We start from the raw sequence: 15,578 nt of genomic DNA on the forward strand, positions 1-15,578 counted from the left end.
TCGCCCGAGAAGTTACGGAGAGTAAAAATGAAAGTTCGTGCTTCCGTCAAGAAATTATGCCGTAACTGCAAAATCGTTAAGCGTGATGGCGTCATCCGCGTGATTTGCAGTGCCGAGCCGAAGCATAAACAGCGCCAAGGCTGATTTATTCGCATATTTTTCTTGCAAAGTTGGGTTGAGCTGGCTAGATTAGCCAGCCAATCTTTTGTATGTCTGTACGTTTCCATTTGAGTATCCTGAAAACGGGCTTTTCAGCATGGTGCGTACATATTAAATAGTAGGAGTGCATAGTGGCCCGTATAGCAGGCATTAACATTCCTGATCAGAAACATGCTGTGATCGCGTTAACTTCGATCTACGGCGTCGGTAAGACCCGTTCTAAAGCCATTCTGGCTGCAGCGGGTATCGCTGAAAATGTTAAGATCAGTGAGCTGTCTGAAGAACAAATCGACACGCTGCGTGACGAAGTTGCCAAATTTGTCGTTGAAGGTGATCTGCGCCGTGAAATCAGCATGAGCATCAAGCGCCTGATGGATCTTGGTTGCTATCGCGGTTTGCGTCATCGTCGTGGTCTCCCGGTTCGCGGTCAGCGTACCAAGACCAACGCACGTACCCGTAAGGGTCCGCGCAAACCGATCAAGAAATAATCGGGGTGATTGAATAATGGCAAAGGCACCAATTCGTGCACGTAAACGTGTAAGAAAACAAGTCTCTGACGGCGTGGCTCATATCCATGCTTCTTTCAACAACACCATCGTGACTATCACTGATCGTCAGGGTAACGCGCTGGGTTGGGCAACAGCCGGTGGTTCCGGTTTCCGTGGTTCTCGCAAATCCACTCCGTTTGCAGCTCAGGTTGCAGCAGAGCGTTGCGCTGACGCCGTAAAAGAATACGGTATCAAGAATCTGGAAGTTATGGTTAAAGGTCCGGGTCCAGGTCGCGAATCTACCATTCGTGCACTGAACGCCGCTGGTTTCCGCATCACTAATATTACTGATGTGACTCCGATCCCTCATAACGGTTGTCGTCCGCCGAAAAAACGTCGCGTATAACGCTTCGTTTTCCAGGTTTGTTGGAGAAAGAAAATGGCAAGATATTTGGGTCCTAAGCTCAAGCTGAGCCGTCGTGAGGGCACCGACTTATTCCTTAAGTCTGGCGTTCGCGCGATCGATACCAAGTGTAAAATTGAACAAGCTCCTGGCCAGCACGGTGCGCGTAAACCGCGTCTGTCTGACTATGGTGTGCAGTTGCGTGAAAAGCAAAAAGTTCGCCGTATCTATGGTGTGCTGGAGCGTCAGTTCCGTAACTACTACAAAGAAGCAGCGCGTCTGAAAGGCAACACCGGTGAAAACCTGTTGGCTCTGCTGGAAGGTCGTCTGGACAACGTTGTATACCGTATGGGCTTCGGCGCCACTCGTGCAGAAGCACGCCAGCTGGTTAGCCATAAAGCAATTATGGTAAACGGTCGTGTTGTTAACATCGCTTCTTATCAGGTTAGTCCGAATGACGTTGTTAGCATTCGTGAGAAAGCGAAGAAGCAGTCTCGCGTGAAAGCCGCTCTGGAGCTGGCTGAGCAGCGTGAAAAGCCAACCTGGCTGGAAGTTGATGCTGGCAAGATGGAGGGTACGTTTAAGCGTAAGCCTGAGCGTTCTGATCTGTCTGCGGACATTAACGAACACCTGATCGTCGAGCTTTACTCCAAGTAAAGCTTAGTACCAAAGAGAGGACACAATGCAGGGTTCTGTGACAGAGTTTCTAAAACCGCGCCTGGTAGATATCGAGCAAGTGAGTTCGACGCACGCCAAGGTGACCCTTGAGCCTTTAGAGCGTGGCTTTGGCCATACTCTGGGTAACGCACTGCGCCGTATTCTGCTCTCATCGATGCCGGGTTGCGCGGTGACCGAGGTTGAGATTGATGGTGTACTACATGAGTACAGCACCAAAGAAGGCGTTCAGGAAGACATCCTGGAAATCCTGCTCAACCTGAAAGGGCTGGCGGTGAGAGTTCAGGGTAAAGATGAAGTTATTCTTACCTTGAATAAATCTGGCATTGGCCCTGTGACTGCAGCCGACATTACCCATGACGGGGATGTCGAAATCGTCAAGCCGCAGCACGTGATCTGCCACCTGACCGATGAGAACGCGTCTATTAGCATGCGTATCAAAGTTCAGCGCGGTCGTGGTTATGTGCCGGCTTCTACCCGAATTCATTCGGAAGAAGATGAGCGCCCAATCGGCCGTCTGCTGGTCGACGCATGCTACAGCCCTGTAGAGCGTATTGCCTACAATGTTGAAGCAGCGCGTGTAGAACAGCGTACCGACCTGGACAAGCTGGTCATCGAAATGGAAACCAACGGCACAATCGATCCTGAAGAGGCGATTCGTCGTGCGGCAACCATTCTGGCTGAACAACTGGAAGCTTTCGTTGACTTACGTGATGTACGTCAGCCGGAAGTGAAAGAAGAGAAACCAGAATTCGATCCGATCCTGCTGCGCCCTGTTGACGATCTGGAATTGACTGTCCGCTCTGCTAACTGCCTTAAAGCAGAAGCTATCCACTATATCGGTGATCTGGTACAGCGTACCGAGGTTGAGCTCCTTAAGACGCCTAACCTGGGTAAAAAATCTCTTACTGAGATTAAAGACGTGCTGGCTTCCCGTGGACTGTCTCTGGGCATGCGCCTGGAAAACTGGCCACCGGCAAGCATCGCTGACGAGTAACCGGATCACAGGTTAAGGTTTTACTGAGAAGGATAAGGTCATGCGCCATCGTAAGAGTGGTCGTCAACTGAACCGCAACAGCAGCCATCGCCAGGCTATGTTCCGCAACATGGCAGGTTCACTGGTTCGTCATGAGATCATCAAGACGACCCTGCCTAAAGCGAAAGAGCTGCGTCGCGTAGTTGAGCCGCTGATTACTCTTGCCAAGACTGATAGCGTAGCTAATCGTCGTCTGGCATTCGCCCGTACTCGTGATAACGAGATCGTGGCAAAACTGTTTAACGAACTGGGCCCGCGTTTCGCGAGCCGCGCCGGTGGTTACACTCGCATTCTGAAGTGTGGCTTCCGTGCAGGCGACAACGCGCCGATGGCATACATCGAGCTGGTTGATCGTTCTGAGTCGAAAGCAGAAGCTGCTGCAGAGTAATCTGTAGTAACGTAAAAAAACCCGCTCCGGCGGGTTTTTTTATATCCGCCGTATCCCCACTTATCTACAATATCTGTACTCTTTTTGTTCATCCCCTGGAGTTGTTGTATGTGGTTACTGGACCAGTGGGCAGAGCGCCATATTACCGATGCACAGACTAAAGGTGAGTTTGATAATCTGCCCGGCAGCGGTGAGCCGCTGGCCCTGGATGATGACTCACATGTGCCGCCTGAATTACGGACTGGCTACCGTTTACTCAAAAATGCCGGTTGCCTTCCCCCGGAGCTTGAACAGCGTAAAGAAGCCATTCAGCTACTGGATCTACTTAAAGGTATTCGTCAGGACGATCCACGGTATCAGGAAGTGAGCCGTCGTTTATCGCTCCTTGAACTAAAACTACGACAGGCGGGGCTGAGTACCGGGTTTTTACGCGGTGAATATGCAGATAAATTGCTGCATAAGATTAATGATGACTAACGGAGCTTATATGTATCGTATTGGTGAACTGGCAAAGCTGGCAGAAGTGACGCCCGATACCATCCGCTACTATGAAAAGCAGCAGATGATGGAGCATGAAGTGCGTACGGAAGGTGGTTTCCGACTCTACACGGAAAACGATCTTCAGCGCCTTAAGTTTATCCGCTATGCCCGGCAGTTGGGCTTTACGCTTGAGTCGATCCGGGAACTGTTGTCGATCCGTGTCGATCCTGAACACCATACCTGCCAGGAGTCGAAAGGAATCGTGCAGGAAAGGCTGAAAGAGGTCGAATCACGAATTGCGGAATTACAGAGTATGCAGCGTTCATTGCAGAGGCTGAACGATGCCTGCTGTGGAACGGCACACAGCAGCGTCTATTGTTCAATTCTGGAAGCACTGGAACAAGGTGCCAGCGGAGTAAAGCAGGAGTGTTGATTTATTGACCTGATGAGCCTACACTCGCGCCGTTAAACCATACAAACTGGAGTTATTATGAGTCGTTATCAGCATACGAAAGGGCAGATAAAAGACAACGCCATTGAGGCATTACTGCACGATCCGCTTTTCAGACAACGTGTTGAAAAAAATAAGAAAGGGAAAGGAAGTTATCTGCGTAAAGGCAAACATGGCAATCGGGGTAACTGGGAGGCCAGTGGCAAGAAAGTGAATCACTTTTTTACCACTGGCTTTCTGCTTATTAAGGCTTGTTAAGAACGGTTGTTTTGTTCTTTCAGAAGATCGCGGATCTCAGAAAGCAATACTTCTTCCGTTGTCGGCGCTGGCGCTTCCGTCGGTTCTTCTTTCTTACGATTCAGTTTGTTGATCAGTTTGATAGCCATGAAGATAGCAAACGCCACAATAACAAAATCAAAGACGTTCTGAATAAACACACCGTAATGCATCACGACTGCCGGGATATCTCCCTGCGCTTCGCGTAGCGTAAAGGCAAACTGTTTAAAATCGATCCCGCCAATTAACAATCCCAGCGGCGGCATAATGATATCAGCAACCAGAGAAGAAACGATCTTCCCGAATGCCGCACCAATAATCACACCCACTGCCAAATCAACAACATTCCCGCGCATCGCGAATTCGCGAAACTCTTTAATAAAGCTCATTTTATTCTCCCTATGCAACAGACGTTTATAAGTTTAACAAATGTTAAGGCATTTTCCATTTATGGATTGTTTAAAGGAGCATTTATTAGGCCCTGATAAAACAGGGGAATTAAAGAGGGCGCTGCATTAGCGCCCAAATAATTACAGGAAGAAAGGACTTGGCTGGAATAAGCGTTCGACGTCGGTAATAAACTTTTTATCCGTCAGGAACATAATCACATGATCGCCTTGTTCAATGCGCAAATTGTCATTGGCAATCATTACATCGTTACCGCGAACCACAGCGCCAATTATTGTTCCTGGTGGAAGTTTAATTTCATCAATGGCGCGGCCTACGACGCGAGATGTACTTTCATCACCGTGGGCAACGGCTTCAATTGCTTCTGCTACACCACGACGTAGCGATGATACTCCCACAATATCGGCTTTACGCACATGGCTGAGTAACGCGGAGATCGTGGCCTGCTGTGGTGAAATGGCAATATCAATGACGCTCCCTTGGACGAGATCCACATAGGCGCGACGTTGAATGAGCACCATTACTTTCTTCGCACCCATCCGTTTGGCCAGCATTGCCGACATAATGTTGGCTTCATCATCGTTGGTGACTGCAATAAACAGATCAACCTGATCAATATGCTCTTCAGCCAGCAGTTCCTGATCCGACGCATCGCCAAAAAAGACGATCGTATTTTGCAGTTTTTCGGCAAGTTCGGAGGCCCGCTGTTGATCGCGCTCGATCAGTTTGACGCTGTAATCTTTTTCCAGACGACGCGCGAGACCGGCACCGATATTTCCCCCGCCGACTAACATAATACGCTTATAGGGTTTCTCCAGACGTTGCAGCTCGCTCATTACCGCGCGGATATGCTGCGATGCGGCAATAAAAAAGACTTCATCGCCTGCTTCTACAATAGTCGAACCCTGGGGGCGAATGGGGCGGTCATGACGGAATATCGCGGCGACGCGGGTATCAATATGCGGCATATGCTCACGCATCGTGGATAACGCGTTCCCGATCAGCGGCCCGCCATAATAGGCTTTCACTACCGCAAGACTGACTTTACCTTCGGCGAAATTAACGACCTGCAATGCGCCGGGATATTCGATCAGGCGATAAATGTTATCGATGACCAGTTGCTCTGGCGCAATAAGATGGTCGATGGGGACGGCTTCAGAGTGGAAGAGTTTATCCGCATCGCGGACATAATCTGGCGAGCGGATACGGGCGATACGATTTGGCGTATTGAAGAGTGAATAGGCCACCTGGCAGGCGACCATATTCGTTTCATCGGAACTGGTCACGGCGACCAGCATATCCGCATCGTCTGCACCCGCTTCACGCAGTACGCGGGGGTGAGAGCCATGCCCTTGCACGACGCGGAGATCGAACTTGTCCTGTAAACTACGCAGGCGTTCGCCATTGATATCGACCACCGTGATGTCGTTGTTCTCTCCGACCAGGTTTTCAGCCAGCGTGCCGCCGACCTGCCCTGCGCCCAGAATGATAATTTTCATCAGTCGCGACCCGTTATCTCATCACTTTTTGATTAGCTTAGCGTAAAAGAAGCCGTCACCTTCTTCCGCACCTGGCAGATTTTGCACGCCCGGTTGAGCGGAGGTTCCGGTGCCGGTCAGGGTGGCGTCCGGGGTGCGCTGTAAAAAGGCCTGAATCTGTTGGCTATTCTCTTCCGGCAGGACAGAACAGGTCGCGTAGACCAGTGTTCCGCCTGACTTTAAATGTGGCCATATGGCATCCAGAATTTCCGACTGTAATTTTGCCAGTTCAGCAATATCACGATCGCGGCGTAGCCATTTGATATCCGGGTGACGACGAATGACGCCGGTGGCTGAACAAGGCGCATCCAGCAGAATACGGTCAAATTTCTGCTCGCCACACCATTGCGCGGGATATCGACCATCACCCTGTTTGACGGTTGCCTTCATCCCCAGACGTTTAAGGTTATCGTAAACGCGTGAAAGACGCTGTTCGTCGACATCGACAGCCAACACCTGCGCTTCAGGCGCGGCTTCGAGTATATGCGTTGTTTTACCCCCCGGTGCGGCGCACAAATCCAGGATTTGCTCGCCGTTTTGTGGGGCGAGGAAGCTAACACAGCCTTGCGCGGCAGCATCCTGAACCGTTACCCAACCCTCTTCAAAGCCGGGTAAGGCATGAACCGGCGCCGGAGACTCAAGACGTAGGGCGTCAGGATAGGCCGAGTGGGGAAAACCGTTCATTCCTGCGTCCTGCAATAACGCGAGCCAGCTGTCGCGTGAATGATGTGTACGGTTCACGCGTAGCCACATTGGAGGACGTTGGTTGTTGGCTTCGACAATCGCTTCCCATTGGGTGGGATAGGATTTTTGCAGGCGCTTTAGCAGCCAGGACGGATGCAGAAAACGTGCCTCGCTGGTCGCAAACTCAGCCAGCAACGCCTCCTGCTGACGCTGAAACTGACGCAAAACGCCATTGATCAGCCCCTTAAGCTGTGGGCGCTTAATAGCAACAGCACCTTCAACCGTTTCTGCGAGGGCCGCATGTGGTGGAATTCGTGTGTGCAATAGCTGGTAAAACCCTACCATGATCAGGTAATGCACGGTGCGTTGCTTACCGGTCATAGGGCGAGACATTAATTTATTAATCAGCCACTCCAGCTGCGAAAGGGTGCGCAACACGCCAAAGCACAGCTCCTGAAGCAGCGCTTTGTCTTTATCGGAGACTTTTTGCTGTAGTGGTGGCAGGACATTACTTAAGGATTGCCCTTGCTCAACAACCTGCTCAACGGCCTGTGCCGCCAGACTGCGTAAATTTTGTTTTTTCATAACCGCAAAAATAAAAATGCCCGGTAACACCGGGCGTAGTAAGACGTGACCGTCAGGCCAGACGGTTGCCAGGAATAAACCATTCCCGACGCGAATTTAAAAGATCCTGCGCGCTCATTGCCTTCTTACCTGCGGGTTGAAGGGAGAGCAGGTTCAGGATGCCGTTGCCGGTTGCAACCTGAATACCTTGTTTAGTCGCGTCAAGAATGGTGCCCGGTTCCGCTTGCGTTACGCACTCTATCACTGACGCCTGCCACACTTTTACCGGCTGACCGTCAATTTCCATCCAGCTCATTGGCCAGGGATTAAAGGCGCGGATGCAGCGTTCAAGTTGTGCAGCAGAGAGAGACCAGTCCATACGCGCCTCTTCTTTGCTGAGTTTCTCAGCGTGAGTGGCCAGGGCGTTGTCCTGTACTTCTGGCTTCGCGGTACCGTTTTCTAACTGTTTCAGCGTTTCAATCAGCCCCTGTGGGCCAAGATCCGCCAGCTTGTCATACAGCGTGCCGCTGGTGTCTTTCTCGGTGATTGGACAGGCAAGTTTATAGAGCATATCGCCAGTATCCAGACCCACATCCATTTGCATGATGGTGACGCCCGTTTCGGCATCACCAGCCCAAAGTGAACGTTGGATCGGCGCTGCGCCACGCCAGCGTGGAAGCAGGGAACCGTGAACGTTGATGCAGCCGAGTCGCGGCATATCAAGCACCGCTTTTGGCAGAATCAGGCCATACGCCACCACGACCATTACGTCAGCGTGTAAGTCTGCGACTAAATGCTGGTTTTCTTGTGGGCGCAAGGAGGCGGGCTGAAAAACCGCTATTCCTTTCTCTTCCGCCAGCACTTTCACCGGGCTGGGCATCAGCTTTTTACCGCGTCCAGCCGGGCGGTCGGGTTGGGTAAACACGCCAACGATGTTGTGTCCAGAAGACAACAGCGCGTCAAGATGACGCGCTGCAAAGTCAGGTGTACCCGCAAAAATAATACGTAGTGAGTCTGACACGTTGATTCTTGTCCTTAAGCTCGGGCGTTCAGGCGATCGAGTTTCTCAACTTTCTGACGAATACGTTGTTGCTTCAGCGGCGACAGATAATCGATAAACAGTTTACCGACCAGGTGATCCATCTCGTGCTGAATACAGATAGCCAACAGGCCGTCTGCTTCCAGCTCAAAAGATTGACCGTCGCGGTCGAGTGCGCGAATTTTCACTTTCTCCGCACGCGGCACTAAAGCACGCTGTTCTGGAATAGACAGACAGCCTTCTTCAATCCCCGTCTCACCGCTTTTTTCCAGCAGTTCCGGGTTGATTAACACCAGACGCTCGTCGCGGTTTTCCGAAACATCAATCACGATGATACGTTGATGAATATCGACCTGCGTTGCCGCCAGGCCAATACCTTCTTCTGCATACATCGTTTCGAACATATCATCGACGATACGCTGAATTTCTGCATTCACTTCTTCTACCGGTTTTGCGACTTTGCGAAGACGCTCGTCCGGAATATGTAACACTTGCAAAACTGCCATAATTATCCAGAGTTGTGTTCAGGAGTTGGAAAGATTATTACCTCTATTCTAGACAAAACCCCCTCCGATTGACAGCATCAGTGACCAATCGCAAAGATTGCCAGGACAGCTTGTGGCAGGGGGATAAAGGATGACCCGTACCGAAATTTGGTTACGTTTGATGCATGTGAGTGAATTGTATGGCGATGCAATGTTGAGCATTGCGAATTTGCTCATACAACAGCGTCAGATTGATAAGACTTTACTTCAGAACGCAGGGTTAACGTCCCGACAAGCGGAACGTTTTTTAACCGTCCCGCAAAAAGCACTGGATGACGCGCAGCACTGGCTTGAGCAACCTCATCACCATTTGATTCTGGCCGGCAGCGCGCGTTATCCGGCACAGTTGAATGCGATTGCAGATTATCCCGGCGCTTTTTTTGTTGCGGGTGATCCAGAATGTCTCCAGAACTTCCAGCTTGGCGTCGTAGGAAGCCGGACACCTTCCTGGTATGGCGAGCGATGGGGGCGTTTGTTCTGTGAAAGTCTTGCCGTAAAAGGGGTGACTATTACCAGCGGGCTGGCGAGAGGAGTTGATGGCGTTGCGCATAAAGCAGCCTTAAACGCGAACGGGAAAAGCGTGGCTGTGCTGGGCAACGGTCTGGGAAGTATCCATCCCCGACGGCATACCCGGCTGGCTGAGGGGCTGATAGACGCCGGTGGCGCGCTGGTGTCGGAGTTTCCATTAGCGACGCTCCCTTTACCGCACCATTTTCCCCGACGAAACCGCATCATTAGCGGTCTGAGCAAAGGCGTGCTGGTGGTTGAAGCGGCACTACGAAGCGGTTCTTTGGTTACCGCGCGCTGTGCGCTGGAGCAAGGGAGGGATGTCTTTGCCTTGCCAGGGCCGATAGGCAGCCCTGGCAGTGAAGGGCCGCATTGGTTGATCAAACAGGGCGCCACTCTTGTGACGGCGCCAGAGGATATTCTGGAAAATTTGCAATACGGCTTACATTGGCTGCCAGATGAGGCCGAAAATTCACTTTATTCACCAGATCAGGAAGTCGCAGCATTGCCATTTCCCATGCTCCTGGCTAACGTAGGAGATGAGGTAACACCTGTTGACGTCGTCGCTGAACGTGCCGGCCAACCTGTGCCAGAGGTAGTGGCTCAGCTACTCGAACTGGAGTTAGCAGGATGGATCGCAGCTGTACCCGGCGGCTATGTCCGATTAAGGAGGGCAAGCCATGTTCGACGTACTAATGTATTTGTTTGAGACTTACATCCATAACGAAGCTGAATTGCGTGTGGATCAGGACAAACTGGAACGGGATCTTACCGACGCTGGCTTTGACCGTGAAGACATCTACAACGCGCTACTGTGGCTGGAAAAGCTTGCTGATTATCAGGAAGGCCTCGCCGAACCTATGCAACTGGCTTCCGATCCGCTCTCCGTACGTATTTACACGGCAGAGGAGTGCAATCGACTGGATGCCAGCTGTCGGGGGTTTCTGTTATTCCTCGAGCAGATTCAGGTGCTAAACCTCGAAACGCGAGAAATGGTGATTGAACGCGTGCTCGCGCTGGATACCGCAGAATTCGATCTGGAAGACCTGAAGTGGGTGATCCTGATGGTTTTATTTAACATTCCGGGTTGTGAAAATGCGTATCAGCAAATGGAAGAATTACTCTTTGAAGTGAATGAAGGTATGCTGCATTAATCGATCTTCATTCAGCATGAGTTGTTATGGCTAAATCAGCACTGTTTACGGTGCATAAAAATGAGCCCTGCCCACAGTGCGGGGCTGAACTTGTTATTCGCTCCGGGAAACACGGTCCTTTTCTCGGCTGCTCACACTATCCAGAATGTGATTATGTCCGTCCGCTGAAATCGTCAGCAGACGGACATATCGTCAAAGTTCTGGAGGGGAAGTTTTGCCCGGCATGTGGTGCGGAGCTGGTATTGCGGCAGGGGCGGTTCGGCATGTTTATCGGTTGCAGTGACTACCCCGCGTGTGGCCATACCGAACTGATCGACAAACCAGACGAAACTGCCATTACCTGCCCTCAGTGCCAAAAAGGTCATCTGGTTCAACGGCGTTCCCGTTATGGTAAAACTTTTCATTCCTGCGATCGCTATCCTGAATGTCAGTTTGTCATTAACTTCAAACCGATAGCCGGAGAGTGTCCTGAATGTCACTATCCGCTACTCATCGAAAAGAAAACCGCGCAGGGTGTGAAGCACTTTTGCGCCAGTAAACAATGTGGAAAGCCGGTTCCGGCGGAACAACAAAGTGAATAATAACCTGCCCACAGACGCTATCGCGGCAGCGGTAGCGGTACTGCATAAAGAATGTGTCATCGCGTATCCCACAGAAGCTGTTTTCGGTGTCGGGTGCGATCCTGATAGTGAAACGGCGGTCAACCGCTTACTGGAATTGAAACAGCGTCCGGTTGAAAAAGGCCTCATTTTAATTGCGGCAAATTTTGAGCAGCTTAAGCCATATATTGATGACAGCATGCTGACAGATACGCAACGAGAAGCGATCTTTGCGTGCTGGCCTGGCCCGGTGACGTTTGTTTTTCCTGCACCGGCGACAACGCCGCGCTGGTTGACGGGACGTTTTGATTCGCTGGCGGTTCGCGTTACGGATCACCCGCTGGTGGTCTCATTGTGCCAGGCTTATGGCAAACCGTTAGTTTCCACCAGTGCGAATTTGACAGGGTTGCCTCCCTGCCGCACGGTCGAAGAAGTACGGGCGCAGTTTGGCGCGGATTTCCCCGTTGTTGAGGGTGAAACGGGAGGACGCCTGAATCCTTCTGAAATTCGTGATGCCCTGACGGGCGAGCTGTTTCGACAGGGGTAATACGATGGAAACCTATGCTGTTTTTGGTAACCCGATTGCGCACAGCAAGTCGCCATTTATTCATCAGCAGTTTGCGCAGCAACTGAAGATAGATCATCTCTATGGGCGTGTTCTGGCGCCGGTTGATGATTTCGTGAATACCCTTAACGCCTTCTTTGCGCAAGGAGGGAAAGGGGCGAACGTTACCGTTCCTTTTAAAGAGGAAGCGTTTGCACGCGCAGATGAACTGACGGAGCGTGCGGCGCTTGCCGGGGCGGTGAATACCCTGAAACGCCTTGATGATGGTCGCTTGCTGGGGGATAACACCGACGGCATCGGTCTGTTGAGCGATCTTGAACGTTTGTCTTTCATTCGTCCGGGGCTACGCATCCTGCTGATTGGGGCAGGGGGGGCTTCCAGGGGCGTACTGTTACCGCTGCTATCAATGGATTGTGCGGTTACTATTGCGAACCGAACCGCTTCCCGTGCTGAAGAACTGGCGCAAATCTTCGCTCATACCGGCAGTGTTCAGGCCCTTCGTCTTGATGCGCTGGAAGGCCATGAATTCGATCTGATCATCAATGCGACATCCAGTGGAATTAGCGGTGATATTCCCGCGATCCCGTCATCGCTCATTCATCCTGCTGTCTGTTGCTACGATATGTTTTATCAAAAGGGAAATACGCCGTTCCTTGCCTGGTGTGCGGAGCAAGGGGCAAAACGGTATGCCGATGGTTTGGGGATGCTGGTGGGGCAAGCCGCGCATGCTGTGTTTCTCTGGCATGGTGTGTTGCCTGACGTGGAACCTGTTATTGCAACGCTGAAGCAGGAACTGTCGGCATGAACCAGGCTATTCAGTTTCCTGACAGAGAAGAGTGGGACGCGGTCCTTGAGGCCGTTAGCTTTCCCGCACTGGTGAATGGGATGCAGTTAATGTGTGCTATCAAGGGAACCACGCTGGCGCATCGCTTTGGCGGCGATACGCCAGAACGGTGGCTGGCAGACTTTTGTGAACATCGCTGGGATCTGGAAGAAGAAGCGGAAGCGTTGATCCAGTCCCAGCAAGAAGACGATCAGGGTTGGGTCTGGCTGTCCTGACTCAGGTATTCATCTTTCCATTTCACATAGTTATTTGCGGAGTACTGTAGCCCGGATTTCTCTTCGTCACTTAGCGGACGGATCTGCTTCACCGGACTCCCCAGATACAGATAGCCGCTTTCCAGGCGCTTGTTTTGCGGCACCAGGCTGCCAGCGCCGATCATGACGTCATCTTCTATTACCGCGCCATCCAGCAGAATGGACCCCATGCCAACCAGAACCCGGTTGCCGATAGTGCAGCCGTGGAGCATGACTTTATGCCCGACAGTGACATCTTCACCCACAATAAGCGGATTACCTTGCGGGTTAGTGGTGGATTTGTGCGTCACATGCAGCACGCTGCCGTCTTGGATATTTGAGCGGGCGCCAATCTCTACATAGTTCACATCGCCACGAATGACGACCAGCGGCCAGATCCCGACGTCATCAGCCAGACGAACATCGCCAATGACGACGCTACTGGAATCGATCATCACGCGTTGCCCGATCTGTGGGAAAAGATCCTTATAAGGACGTAATACGTCAGACATGTTTACCTCAACGAAAGAGAACAGTAATGAAGACTTTGGTTGGATTATTGGCGCTACGCAAGTGTTTCAGGTATCAAAAATCAGCCAAATTGCGCAGGAATGTAGCGAAAGGGGTAAAAAACAGGCATTCAGCAAAAAAGATCCAAAAAACGCTTGTGCAAAAAAATGGGATCCCTATAATGCGCCTCCGTTGAGACGACAAAGTGAAACGCTTCACAAGATGGTCGGAACAACGAAGAGAAACATCCTGAAAAATGGGGTTGACTCTGAAAGAGAAAAGCGTAATATACGCCACCTCGCGACAGAGCGCTAAAGCGCGTCGCAACTGCTCTTTAACAATTTATCAGACAATCTGTGTGGGCACTCAAAGTGACATGGATTCTTGACGTCGCAAGACGAAAAATGAATACCAAGTCTCTGAGTGAACACGTAATTCATTACGAAGTTTAATTCACGAGCATCAAACTTAAATTGAAGAGTTTGATCATGGCTCAGATTGAACGCTGGCGGCAGGCCTAACACATGCAAGTCGAACGGTAACAGGAAGCAGCTTGCTGCTTTGCTGACGAGTGGCGGACGGGTGAGTAATGTCTGGGAAACTGCCTGATGGAGGGGGATAACTACTGGAAACGGTAGCTAATACCGCATAACGTCGCAAGACCAAAGAGGGGGACCTTCGGGCCTCTTGCCATCAGATGTGCCCAGATGGGATTAGCTTGTTGGTGGGGTAACGGCTCACCAAGGCGACGATCCCTAGCTGGTCTGAGAGGATGACCAGCCACACTGGAACTGAGACACGGTCCAGACTCCTACGGGAGGCAGCAGTGGGGAATATTGCACAATGGGCGCAAGCCTGATGCAGCCATGCCGCGTGTATGAAGAAGGCCTTCGGGTTGTAAAGTACTTTCAGCGGGGAGGAAGGTGTTGTGGTTAATAACCGCAGCAATTGACGTTACCCGCAGAAGAAGCACCGGCTAACTCCGTGCCAGCAGCCGCGGTAATACGGAGGGTGCAAGCGTTAATCGGAATTACTGGGCGTAAAGCGCACGCAGGCGGTCTGTTAAGTCAGATGTGAAATCCCCGGGCTCAACCTGGGAACTGCATCTGATACTGGCAGGCTTGAGTCTCGTAGAGGGGGGTAGAATTCCAGGTGTAGCGGTGAAATGCGTAGAGATCTGGAGGAATACCGGTGGCGAAGGCGGCCCCCTGGACGAAGACTGACGCTCAGGTGCGAAAGCGTGGGGAGCAAACAGGATTAGATACCCTGGTAGTCCACGCCGTAAACGATGTCGACTTGGAGGTTGTGCCCTTGAGGCGTGGCTTCCGGAGCTAACGCGTTAAGTCGACCGCCTGGGGAGTACGGCCGCAAGGTTAAAACTCAAATGAATTGACGGGGGCCCGCACAAGCGGTGGAGCATGTGGTTTAATTCGATGCAACGCGAAGAACCTTACCTGGTCTTGACATCCACGGAAGTTTTCAGAGATGAGAATGTGCCTTCGGGAACCGTGAGACAGGTGCTGCATGGCTGTCGTCAGCTCGTGTTGTGAAATGTTGGGTTAAGTCCCGCAACGAGCGCAACCCTTATCCTTTGTTGCCAGCGGTTAGGCCGGGAACTCAAAGGAGACTGCCAGTGATAAACTGGAGGAAGGTGGGGATGACGTCAAGTCATCATGGCCCTTACGACCAGGGCTACACACGTGCTACAATGGCATATACAAAGAGAAGCGACCTCGCGAGAGCAAGCGGACCTCATAAAGTATGTCGTAGTCCGGATTGGAGTCTGCAACTCGACTCCATGAAGTCGGAATCGCTAGTAATCGTGGATCAGAATGCCACGGTGAATACGTTCCCGGGCCTTGTACACACCGCCCGTCACACCATGGGAGTGGGTTGCAAAAGAAGTAGGTAGCTTAACCTTCGGGAGGGCGCTTACCACTTTGTGATTCATGACTGGGGTGAAGTCGTAACAAGGTAACCGTAGGGGAACCTGCGGTTGGATCACCTCCTTACCTTAAAGAACCTGCCTTTG

At 51.5% G+C, this 15,578-nt stretch carries 22 protein-coding genes and 1 rRNA gene; 17 read left to right on the top strand and 6 right to left on the bottom strand.

All coding sequences use genetic code 11. The features are described 5' to 3' along the window. The first annotated feature begins 27 nt into the window (after positions 1–27). The 9 genes from rpmJ to arfA all read left to right on the top strand — a co-directional run bounded on the left by rpmJ (position 28) and on the right by arfA (position 4,338). Positions 28–144: a 50S ribosomal protein L36 gene (gene rpmJ / locus OGV67_RS04250; protein ID WP_000868187.1), complete on the top strand. Its 117-nt coding sequence runs from the start codon at positions 28–30 to the stop codon at positions 142–144. Between the two features lie 146 nt (positions 145–290). Continuing rightward, positions 291–647, top strand: a complete 357-nt coding sequence (gene rpsM / locus OGV67_RS04255) for a 30S ribosomal protein S13 (protein WP_000090780.1) — start codon at positions 291–293, stop codon at positions 645–647. Between the two features lie 16 nt (positions 648–663). Further along, entirely contained in the window at positions 664–1,053 is a 390-nt protein-coding gene (gene rpsK, locus OGV67_RS04260; RefSeq protein ID WP_001029684.1) for a 30S ribosomal protein S11, read from the top strand. Between the two features lie 33 nt (positions 1,054–1,086). Beyond that, positions 1,087–1,707, top strand: a complete 621-nt coding sequence (gene rpsD / locus OGV67_RS04265) for a 30S ribosomal protein S4 (RefSeq protein WP_000135224.1) — start codon at positions 1,087–1,089, stop codon at positions 1,705–1,707. Between the two features lie 25 nt (positions 1,708–1,732). Continuing rightward, entirely contained in the window at positions 1,733–2,722 is a 990-nt protein-coding gene (locus OGV67_RS04270) for a DNA-directed RNA polymerase subunit alpha (protein ID WP_001162094.1), read from the top strand. 40 nt (positions 2,723–2,762) lie between these two features. Beyond that, the gene (gene rplQ, locus OGV67_RS04275; RefSeq protein WP_001216372.1) at positions 2,763–3,149 is read left to right on the top strand and encodes a 50S ribosomal protein L17; all 387 of its coding nucleotides are present in this window, start codon (positions 2,763–2,765) and stop codon (positions 3,147–3,149) included. A gap of 108 nt (positions 3,150–3,257) precedes the next feature. After that, positions 3,258–3,626 (top strand): DnaJ family domain-containing protein, encoded by a 369-nt coding sequence (locus tag OGV67_RS04280; protein WP_047460850.1) that lies wholly within the window; start codon positions 3,258–3,260, stop codon positions 3,624–3,626. A 10-nt stretch (positions 3,627–3,636) separates the two neighbouring features. Continuing rightward, positions 3,637–4,062 carry a Zn(2+)-responsive transcriptional regulator gene (zntR, locus tag OGV67_RS04285; protein ID WP_024131002.1) on the top strand — a complete coding sequence of 142 codons (426 nt, stop codon included), beginning with the start codon at positions 3,637–3,639 and terminating at the stop codon, positions 4,060–4,062. A gap of 57 nt (positions 4,063–4,119) precedes the next feature. Continuing rightward, the gene (gene arfA, locus OGV67_RS04290) at positions 4,120–4,338 is read left to right on the top strand and encodes an alternative ribosome-rescue factor ArfA (RefSeq protein ID WP_012135422.1); all 219 of its coding nucleotides are present in this window, start codon (positions 4,120–4,122) and stop codon (positions 4,336–4,338) included. Here arfA and mscL read toward each other — a convergent pair. The 5 genes from mscL to def form a co-directional block, all read right to left on the bottom strand. Continuing rightward, entirely contained in the window at positions 4,335–4,745 is a 411-nt protein-coding gene (mscL, locus tag OGV67_RS04295; protein WP_012135421.1) for a large-conductance mechanosensitive channel protein MscL, read from the bottom strand. The two genes, arfA and mscL, sit on opposite strands and share 4 nt — an antisense overlap. Positions 4,746–4,886: 141 nt before the next feature. Then, positions 4,887–6,263, bottom strand: a complete 1,377-nt coding sequence (trkA, locus tag OGV67_RS04300; RefSeq protein WP_012135420.1) for a Trk system potassium transporter TrkA — start codon at positions 6,261–6,263, stop codon at positions 4,887–4,889. 21 nt (positions 6,264–6,284) lie between these two features. Beyond that, positions 6,285–7,571, bottom strand: coding sequence for a 16S rRNA (cytosine(967)-C(5))-methyltransferase RsmB (rsmB, locus tag OGV67_RS04305; protein ID WP_047463888.1), 1,287 nt, complete (start codon positions 7,569–7,571; stop codon positions 6,285–6,287). Positions 7,572–7,623: 52 nt separating this feature from the next. Then, positions 7,624–8,571 (bottom strand): methionyl-tRNA formyltransferase, encoded by a 948-nt coding sequence (fmt, locus tag OGV67_RS04310; RefSeq protein ID WP_115614368.1) that lies wholly within the window; start codon positions 8,569–8,571, stop codon positions 7,624–7,626. Between the two features lie 14 nt (positions 8,572–8,585). Then, positions 8,586–9,095, bottom strand: a complete 510-nt coding sequence (gene def, locus OGV67_RS04315) for a peptide deformylase (protein ID WP_047460857.1) — start codon at positions 9,093–9,095, stop codon at positions 8,586–8,588. Between the two features lie 130 nt (positions 9,096–9,225). On the opposite strand from def, the gene dprA reads away from it, so the two are divergent. Genes dprA through OGV67_RS04345 form a run of 6 tightly spaced genes read left to right on the top strand, consistent with a single transcriptional unit; the run spans position 9,226 to position 13,018 of the window. Next, positions 9,226–10,350 carry a DNA-protecting protein DprA gene (dprA, locus tag OGV67_RS04320; RefSeq protein ID WP_047460860.1) on the top strand — a complete coding sequence of 375 codons (1,125 nt, stop codon included), beginning with the start codon at positions 9,226–9,228 and terminating at the stop codon, positions 10,348–10,350. Next, positions 10,322–10,795 carry a DUF494 family protein Smg gene (gene smg / locus OGV67_RS04325; protein WP_024130999.1) on the top strand — a complete coding sequence of 158 codons (474 nt, stop codon included), beginning with the start codon at positions 10,322–10,324 and terminating at the stop codon, positions 10,793–10,795. Before dprA ends, smg begins: the two co-directional genes overlap by 29 nt. 26 nt (positions 10,796–10,821) lie before the next feature. Next, positions 10,822–11,376 carry a DNA topoisomerase family protein gene (locus tag OGV67_RS04330; protein ID WP_012135414.1) on the top strand — a complete coding sequence of 185 codons (555 nt, stop codon included), beginning with the start codon at positions 10,822–10,824 and terminating at the stop codon, positions 11,374–11,376. Beyond that, positions 11,369–11,941: an L-threonylcarbamoyladenylate synthase type 1 TsaC gene (tsaC, locus tag OGV67_RS04335; protein ID WP_024130998.1), complete on the top strand. Its 573-nt coding sequence runs from the start codon at positions 11,369–11,371 to the stop codon at positions 11,939–11,941. The genes OGV67_RS04330 and tsaC overlap by 8 nt, the downstream gene beginning before the upstream one ends. A gap of 4 nt (positions 11,942–11,945) precedes the next feature. Further along, positions 11,946–12,764, top strand: a complete 819-nt coding sequence (aroE, locus tag OGV67_RS04340; protein ID WP_200003701.1) for a shikimate dehydrogenase — start codon at positions 11,946–11,948, stop codon at positions 12,762–12,764. Next, complete coding sequence (locus tag OGV67_RS04345) at positions 12,761–13,018, top strand: DUF1488 family protein (protein ID WP_047460863.1); 258 nt, start codon at positions 12,761–12,763, stop codon at positions 13,016–13,018. Before aroE ends, OGV67_RS04345 begins: the two co-directional genes overlap by 4 nt. On the opposite strand, the gene OGV67_RS04350 is transcribed toward OGV67_RS04345, so the two are convergent. Next, positions 12,994–13,548, bottom strand: coding sequence for a gamma carbonic anhydrase family protein (locus tag OGV67_RS04350; RefSeq protein ID WP_112001470.1), 555 nt, complete (start codon positions 13,546–13,548; stop codon positions 12,994–12,996). The two genes, OGV67_RS04345 and OGV67_RS04350, sit on opposite strands and share 25 nt — an antisense overlap. On the opposite strand from OGV67_RS04350, the gene OGV67_RS04355 reads away from it, so the two are divergent. Next, positions 13,547–13,861, top strand: a complete 315-nt coding sequence (locus OGV67_RS04355; RefSeq protein ID WP_147294113.1) for a hypothetical protein — start codon at positions 13,547–13,549, stop codon at positions 13,859–13,861. The two genes, OGV67_RS04350 and OGV67_RS04355, sit on opposite strands and share 2 nt — an antisense overlap. A 155-nt stretch (positions 13,862–14,016) precedes the next feature. Then, positions 14,017–15,558, top strand: a 16S ribosomal RNA gene (locus tag OGV67_RS04360). The last annotated feature ends 20 nt before the right edge of the window (positions 15,559–15,578 follow it).

Origin of the sequence: Citrobacter sp. CK188 (genome assembly GCF_030333525.1) — a bacterium.
GTDB classification, from domain to species: domain Bacteria; phylum Pseudomonadota; class Gammaproteobacteria; order Enterobacterales; family Enterobacteriaceae; genus Citrobacter_B; species Citrobacter_B koseri.